Below are 7,682 nucleotides of genomic sequence, written 5' to 3' on the forward strand. Positions count from 1 at the left end.
TGTGCCAGAAAGCAGTTTTTATATAGAAAATGCTTTCTGCACACAGCTTTTATTTTTTTACAGTTCTTTTTTCAATTCCAGAAGCTTTCTATTTTTCATCCACAAAGACGCATCCACCTGTACCAGATACCCATGAGCATTTTTTACATGCCAGCTATAAAAATCTCTTTCCGGATGTCCGTAGGCTTCCATTATATTCATAATACTCCCTCCATGGACTACTACGGCTACAGCATTTACCTTTTCTCGTATACAGGCTGTCACTACCCGTGAGAAACCTTCCAGCGTCCTTCTCCTAAAACTCTCTCTGCTTTCCCCCCCAGGAAAAGGAAGCGTTCCGCCACTGTCTATCCAATCCTGATATTCCTGATTTCCTGACAATTCGCGATAATTTTTATTTTCGAAAGTTCCAAAATCACACTCTGAAAGCTGATCTATGATCCGCAGTCTTTTTTGAGGAAAAAGCAGCTCTGCCGTTTCCCGGCACCGGATCATTGGACTTACAAACACCTCATCCGGAACGCCATAGGAAATTTTTTTTATCTCTTCTCGTCCTTCCGGGCACAGCGGCTCGTCTGTTGTCCCAATATACCGTTGGTATTTATTACCTTCTGTCATTCCATGACGAATCAGATAAATATCAGGCATTCTTGATCACCATCCCTATACCACAGACTACCCTGATCACTCTTTTACTGTAAGCAGCCAGATCTGTACAGACTCTTCCTACAGCTTCCCGATACGCACGATCAAAGGCATCTACAGGAACCACACCGTAACCTACCTCATCAGATACCAGAATAACATCAGGATTGTTCCGTATTAACGCCGCTGCCAGATGCTGTACTTCTCTGCCCTGTTCCAGTTCTTTTTTAATGAATTGATGGAAACCCAGAACCCCCTGAGCGTTCATCAGTTCTTCTTCTGTCATTTTCTCTCCCTGGATCCATTGGATTCCAGGATATGTTTTTTTTGCAAGATCCGCTTTTCCCTGAAAAGCGCCTCCGATCATCATTTCCATAACAAACTCCTTTATAGTGGAAAAGCAGATGCCACCGCGATCACCAGAGCCATCCCCACCTCACAGAGACAGAGAAACCAGCCGGAAAGATCTCCTGTAGTACCTCCAAAATACTTCATCGCCATATATCTGTAATAAAAATACACCAGGCAGGCAGTCAAAAATGCTGCACCTCCGATTACCGGATAAATCCAGATCATCAGTCCACAAAGAATCACTAAATACACCACCAGTATATTGCGCACAATCCCATCCTCTGATTTTCTGGAAAATTCCGCCACAGTCCCCTCTTCTTTTGCCTTTGGAAGTGTAAGCACGCCGATTCCTGAAAAACAGCGTGATACCATAAATCCTAATGCCATTATCATAGTCAGGCGAACATCAAAACAAATCTCACTCCAGGCTCCCAGCCAACAAAGAAAATAGACACAGGCAGTGATCACCGCAAAGGCCCCTGCATGGGAATCTTTCAGGATTTCCAACCGCCTTTTCCTCTCCTGCCAGGAGCTTAAAGCATCTGCTGTATCCAGAAGTCCGTCTACATGGATTCCTCCTGTTACCAGTACAGGAAGCACCGTCAGGATCACAGACAGAAACAAAACGTTCATCCCCAGATATACAGCTGCCCAGGATGCCGCAAGAATCAGTGTTCCAATGGCTGTACCAATAAATGGAAAAAAACAGAACATATACTTCATATTTTCTTTTGTCCACTCTGCCTGAGGCATGGGAATTTTGGAAAACATGGAAAATGCAATCTTAAAACTGTTCCACAGACTTTTCACAAAAATCCTCTCCCTTCTTATAATATACAGGAATTCCATAGACAACCTCTACCACCGTATCTGCCATCCTGGCAAGTCTCCGGTTAATATTTCCCAGTACACGCCGATAGTTTTCTGTCTCTTCTTCGTAGGTATCAGCTTCAGAAAAAATCTCATTTGTTACAATGATCAGATCTTCCGCCTGGTTTTTCAGACTTTCCACTCCCTGGAGAATCTCGTCCTCTGTTTTTTCTCCTGCACCATCTTCCCGAAAAATTTCATTGGCAGTCAGATTGGACATACATTCCAAAAGAACTGTACATCCGGAAGGGATCTGTACATTTTTCAATCCCACATAACACTCTTCTGTATCAAACCCCTTACCTGCGCGCATCTTCCTGTGGCGAAGTACCCTTTTTTTGCTTTCCTGGTCAAAAGGGTACATCGTCGCAATATATATTCGTTTTTTTTCTCCGCAGGCAAGTACACAGTCTTCAGCAAAAGCCGATTTTCCACTTCCACTTCCGCCGGTTACAAGAATCATCATTTAAGTAAACTCCTCATACTGCTCTACTTTGATTTCCTCAAAGGTACTCATAGATTCATATACCGCTATTCCCATATCCATAAACGGGAATAAAGCTACTGCTCCGCTCCCTTCTCCAAGACACAGATCTCCGTGGATCACTGCCTCTTTCTTCAGTGCTTTCAGGATCAGAACCGCTGCAGGCTCCTTAGAAACATGAGAAGCAATCATATAATCTCTGGTAAGAGGACAGATTCTCTGTGCTGCAAGGGCTGCCACACAGGAAATAAATCCGTCGATCACCACCGGGATGTGCATGGCTGCTCCGCCAAGGAACACGCCTGTCATTCCTGCAATATCCAATCCGCCTACCTTCGCAAGCACATCTATGGGATCCTGAGGATCCGGGCGGTTCAGATCCACCGCTTTTTTGATGGCTGCTACTTTCCGTTTCAGACCTTCGCTGGAAAGACCTGCTCCACGTCCGGTCATTGTTTCAACCGGCTGATCCAGAAGAACAGAGGCTACTGCGCTGCTGGTAGTGGTATTTCCAATTCCCATCTCCCCGGTTGCGATCAGAGCATATCCCTGCGCTTTCAGACGCCTTACCATTTCAATACCGGCCTCGATTCCCTGCACAGCCTCTTCCCTTGTCATGGCAGGCTCTTTTGCCATATTTCTGGTGCCTTTCATAACCTTCAGATCCATCGGTACCTTCGTATCAAACGCCATGCCTATATCCACCGGAAAAACATCCGTTCCACACTGTCTGCACATGACGCAGGCAGACGTATCTCCCTGCAGAAAGTTCTCTGCAACAATAGCTGTCACTTCCTGTCCTGTCTGGGTCACGCCTTCTTCTACTACGCCATTATCCGCACACATTGCCACCAGGGCTCTTTTTTTGATATTGATATCAGGAGAACCTGTAATTCCGGCAATCTGCATGACCAGGTCTTCCATTTTTCCCAGAGAATGAAGAGGCTTTGCAATACTGTCCCATCTTTTCTGAGCCGCTGAAACTGCTTTATCGTCGATGGGCTGAATCTGTTCCTTTACTTCCTCAAGTGTCATTGTCTGTTTCCTTCCCTTCTGTGCTGTATTTACTGCTGTCTGCTCTGTTTACAGCCGCATTTATCTTCCTGTTGTAAAAACAAAAAATTTACTGAATATATAATTCAGGGCAAGAACAATAAACTGCGTCACAAATTTTCCCAGCATATCATTCATATGCATGATCTCCACCAGCAGCCATACGCCGCCCACCTCTATGATCATAGTCACAAGACGGGCACTGATAAACTTTATAAAAGGCTGCACATGATCTTTTATGGTTTTACACTTGTCCTGAAAAACAAACTTCGAATTCACCACATAGGCAAACAGGATTGCTGTAATGATCGATATTACATTGGCTGCTGTCAGCTGTACCTTCAGCTTTCTGAGAACATAAAAGCATACCAGGTTCACCAGCGTCGTGCATCCGCCAAAAAACACATATCTTATCACATCATTCCCATAAAACCGGGCGATTATTTTCTTTAACTTATCCATCTTCTGCTCCTGTCCTGTCACTGCTCATTCTGTTCGCAGCAGCTCTGTATTTTCATTTATCCAAAAATTCTGTATGCTTCACATTTCCGGATAATTACACAGAATCATGCCGAGCATGTTCCGATACGTCCTGACTCCCTCTGATGATCTGTGAAATAATATAACGGGGGCGCCGTTTTATTTCCTCATAGATCTTGGCAATATAATATCCAATGATCCCCAGGCTGAGCATGATCGCGCTTCCTATTAAAAGCAGCACCATCATGATCGTTGTGTATCCTTCTACTGCATGACCGGTAAAATACTGGATCAGTGAGTATATGATCAGCGCCAGAGACAAGAGAAAGCAGATACCTCCTCCTACGGTTACAAACTGCAGGGGAACTGTAGTAAATGCTACTATATTGGTAAAAGCATATTTCACCAGAGACCAGGCAGACCATTTAGATTCTCCTGCCTCTCTCTCCTGCACCTCAAATCGAACAGATGTTGTTTTATATCCCACCCAGGAGGAAGTCGCACGGAAAAACATATTTCTCTCCGGCATGGAAAGAATACTGTTAACAGCTTTCCGGTCCATCAGTTTAAAGTCTGAGGCATTCTGCATATTTACTTTGGTCGCCTTTGACATGATCCCGTAAAAAAAACCTGCACATTTTTTGTGGATCAGACTTTCCTTCCCTCTGGTGGATTTTACACCTTCAATCACCTCATATCCCTGCTTCCAGAGATGATACATTTCTACCAATGTCTGCGGCGGATGCTGAAGATCACAGTCCATCACTGCCACCGCATCGCCGGATGCCTGGGCAAGGCCTGCGAAAACAGCCGCTTCCTTACCAAAATTTCTGGAAAAGTGAACACCCAGGATATGCGTGTCCTCTTTCCCTGCTTTTTCAATCTCATTCCAGGTACGGTCTCGGGAACCATCATCCACCAGCACCAGTTCATACTCAATTTCTGCTTCCGTAAGTATCTGACGTAAAACACTGCAGGTTTTTTGAATCATAAGCTCTTCGTTATATGCCGGAAGCACTACTGATAAAACGCTCATAGTTTCTGTACCTTCTTTTTATTTCTTCTAAAAAATACCAGACAAATGTAACACAGAGCCCCTGCTAAAGTCAAGCACAGCCCCGGGATCAAAAACGGTGTACAGTACACCAGCTGAATCTCATGTTCTCCTGCATCCAGCATTAATCCCATATACATAGTATTTGCCTGGATCAAATCTGTCTCTTTTCCATCTACATAGGCACGGAAACCTTTACTGTATGGAAGTGACAGCACCAAAGCTTTGGGTTCTGATAAAGAAATTTTTCCGGTTATTCTATTTGTATCTATAGAAATATCTGTAAGGATATCCTCTTTCAGCTTTTCTGTCTGTTCTGCAAGCTTATCCATAGGCTGGCAGACAATGCGAAGGTCATCAAATGTATAGACTCCGGTTTTTTCAAACGTAAGCGTCATCGAGGTTTTTGCTTTTTTCCCATATCCCGTATTACAGAGAAAATTATGTTTTCCACTGTAAGCATTATATTTATCTGTAAAAATACGAATAGTTTTATCTGGAAACCGGCCTCCCACCTTTACAGATGCCTTCTGGCTTTCTTTCCAGTATCTCCAGTGGCTGTCCTGATGAATAACCTGATTTTTTTCATATCGGGACATTTTTTCCCATTTTTTCTCACTGACCGTCTCGCGGGGAGAAAGCCCATCGTAATCAAGACCTTCTGCAATCAGATAGGTTTCACTGTTATCCAGTCCCTGAAAGACCAGTTCCAGCTCTGCCCCTTCTTTTGTTACTTTAATCTTTCCATCCTTCAGACTACAGCCTTTTCCTTTTTTTATCTCAAACGGAATCTCCTGATCTGTAAATTCCAGATCCGCTTCTGAAAGCGAAGCTTCTTCCACAACAACTCCCTGAAGAAGTGCCTGCTGTTTTTCTGTCACATTCATCTTATCGTATTTTTCTCTTGGGATAAAAGAGTTATAAGTATATCCCAGAGGCAGCGCTTCCCGGCTTTCAAATGCCTCATAAATACTGCTGTTTTTCTTAGCACTTCCGGTCAGCCAGTAATAACTATAAGGAAGATAACGGTATTCCCCGTTTTTTGTCACAAAATATTTTACAGAAGCAAGCCTGTCAAGAATAGTTCTTCCATCCAGATTATCATAATGCTGCTCCCAGGGAGTATTCAGATACATTTCATCAAAATATTTTCCAATACTGCCGCTGGCTACACTGAAGTAATATGCCGTACTGTTTGTCCCCATCTGCATGGCTGAGTTATCGTAAGAAAGCGCATCCTGCTGATCATATCTGAAAACTGACGGATCATCTGTATCCAGAACTGCAAGATCTGTGCCGGACTCCAGTTTTTCCATAGCTTTTCCTCTGTCTGTAAACTCAGAAAGGTAATCCTTTTCATAAGAATACTGATAATAAATGTTAAAAACAATCCCGGCAGTCAGCAGGACACTGACCATCATACAAAGGTTTCTTTTTCTTACAAATATAGAACCGTACAAAAGGATCACTGCTGTAGAAAATACAAGCAGAATCATTGCAGACATATTTCTTTCTGTCCGTGCAGCTTCTGGAAACAAAGCCATACAGCAATAAATCATAAGGAAAACAAATACCCGCCTTTTTTCTATTCTGTCTAAAAGATAGAATTCAGGATATGCCTTTACAAAAATATAGGCGATCATCATACCATATGCCCAGATCCATCGATTGGATACATAAGAAAAACCATTTAATACATGTCCTGCAAAAGGCAAGAGCAAAAATATATTTAAAAGTACAAAGCCCCATTTCAGAGCTGTATTTTTCTTTCGTTTTGAAAACAGAACAAAAACGCCTGTCATAGCAATTGCCGTATATCCGGCAACTCCCCACTGGATCATATTTTCACCAATCAGGCACGTCAGGTATTTTTCATAATAGATTCTGTCATAAAATACAGGGACATAGTTTTCTGCCTGGAAACGCCCTGTTCCAAAAACCGGAAGGACCACTGGAAGAAGGATCACAGCAGCCAACAGTACTGCGATCATCGAATATCCTGCAAAAACAGCCAGCCATTTACCAATACATAAAAGTTTTCTTTCCTGTTTATCAGTAAATACTACAAAATAATCAAATGCTGCATAAAGCACCATAAAGATTCCCAGCATATAAAAGAAATAAAAATTTGATACTCCGGCAAGAGCCACCGACCAGATAAATACATAGGGCTTTTCTTTCCTGTATATCTTATCAATTCCAAGAAGTATCAACGGCAGATAGATCATGGGATTGGCAAAATACGGATGCTTCATAGATGCATAAATTGTCCAGCCTGCAAAAATATAAACAAGAGATCCCAGTAAGGTCGCCTGGCTTGAATTTTTATGATAAAAGCAATATCTGCTAAACGTAATCCCTGCCAGATAAATCCGCAAAAATATCAAAAAAGCATACAGATACTCTGTCTTGTCTGCCGGCACCAGCACAGACAATAAAGTCAGCGGATCTCCAATTACATAGTAGTGAAGCGTTGTCAGAATGTCAGATCCATATCCTATATGCATATCCCACATGGGGATTTCCAGTTTGTGTTCTATAAACAGCTGCTGCAGTATCTCTCTCAGATAATCTCCATAATATGCCAGAGAATTTAAATGCTGAGGAACTCCGTCATGACTCCAGATCAGTGATTTTCCATTGAGAAAAAAATGCATATAAAGGATTAATGCAATAATGCCAAATGCAAGAGTATAAACCAGATAATATGTTGTTCTTCTTTCCGTAGAAATCTTTTTTTTCATT

General features: G+C 42.5%; 8 protein-coding genes. All 8 read right to left on the reverse strand.

The window, feature by feature from the left end:
* Positions 1-57 precede the first annotated feature (57 nt).
* Positions 58-648: a histidine phosphatase family protein gene (locus tag RDS42_RS09960; RefSeq protein WP_308783528.1), complete on the reverse strand. Its 591-nt coding sequence runs from the start codon at positions 646-648 to the stop codon at positions 58-60.
* Positions 641-1,021 carry a bifunctional adenosylcobinamide kinase/adenosylcobinamide-phosphate guanylyltransferase gene (locus tag RDS42_RS09965; protein ID WP_308783529.1) on the reverse strand — a complete coding sequence of 127 codons (381 nt, stop codon included), beginning with the start codon at positions 1,019-1,021 and terminating at the stop codon, positions 641-643. The genes RDS42_RS09960 and RDS42_RS09965 overlap by 8 nt, the downstream gene beginning before the upstream one ends.
* An 11-nt stretch (positions 1,022-1,032) precedes the next feature.
* Positions 1,033-1,806, reverse strand: a complete 774-nt coding sequence (gene cobS, locus RDS42_RS09970; RefSeq protein ID WP_308783530.1) for an adenosylcobinamide-GDP ribazoletransferase — start codon at positions 1,804-1,806, stop codon at positions 1,033-1,035.
* A complete protein-coding gene (locus RDS42_RS09975; protein WP_308783531.1) occupies positions 1,781-2,332 on the reverse strand; it encodes a bifunctional adenosylcobinamide kinase/adenosylcobinamide-phosphate guanylyltransferase in 552 nt (183 codons plus the stop codon). The genes cobS and RDS42_RS09975 overlap by 26 nt, the downstream gene beginning before the upstream one ends.
* Positions 2,333-3,385, reverse strand: a complete 1,053-nt coding sequence (gene cobT / locus RDS42_RS09980) for a nicotinate-nucleotide--dimethylbenzimidazole phosphoribosyltransferase (RefSeq protein WP_308783532.1) — start codon at positions 3,383-3,385, stop codon at positions 2,333-2,335. It abuts the gene before it with no gap.
* Positions 3,386-3,445: 60 nt separating this feature from the next.
* Positions 3,446-3,865, reverse strand: coding sequence for a GtrA family protein (locus RDS42_RS09985; RefSeq protein WP_308783533.1), 420 nt, complete (start codon positions 3,863-3,865; stop codon positions 3,446-3,448).
* 94 nt (positions 3,866-3,959) lie between these two features.
* Entirely contained in the window at positions 3,960-4,919 is a 960-nt protein-coding gene (locus RDS42_RS09990) for a glycosyltransferase family 2 protein (protein ID WP_308783534.1), read from the reverse strand.
* On the reverse strand, positions 4,916-7,682 hold a 2,767-nt coding region (locus RDS42_RS09995; RefSeq protein ID WP_308783535.1), incomplete at its 5' end, for a YfhO family protein. The genes RDS42_RS09990 and RDS42_RS09995, both read right to left, overlap by 4 nt.

This window comes from uncultured Blautia sp. (assembly GCF_902497045.1).
Lineage (GTDB): Bacteria > Bacillota > Clostridia > Lachnospirales > Lachnospiraceae > Blautia_A.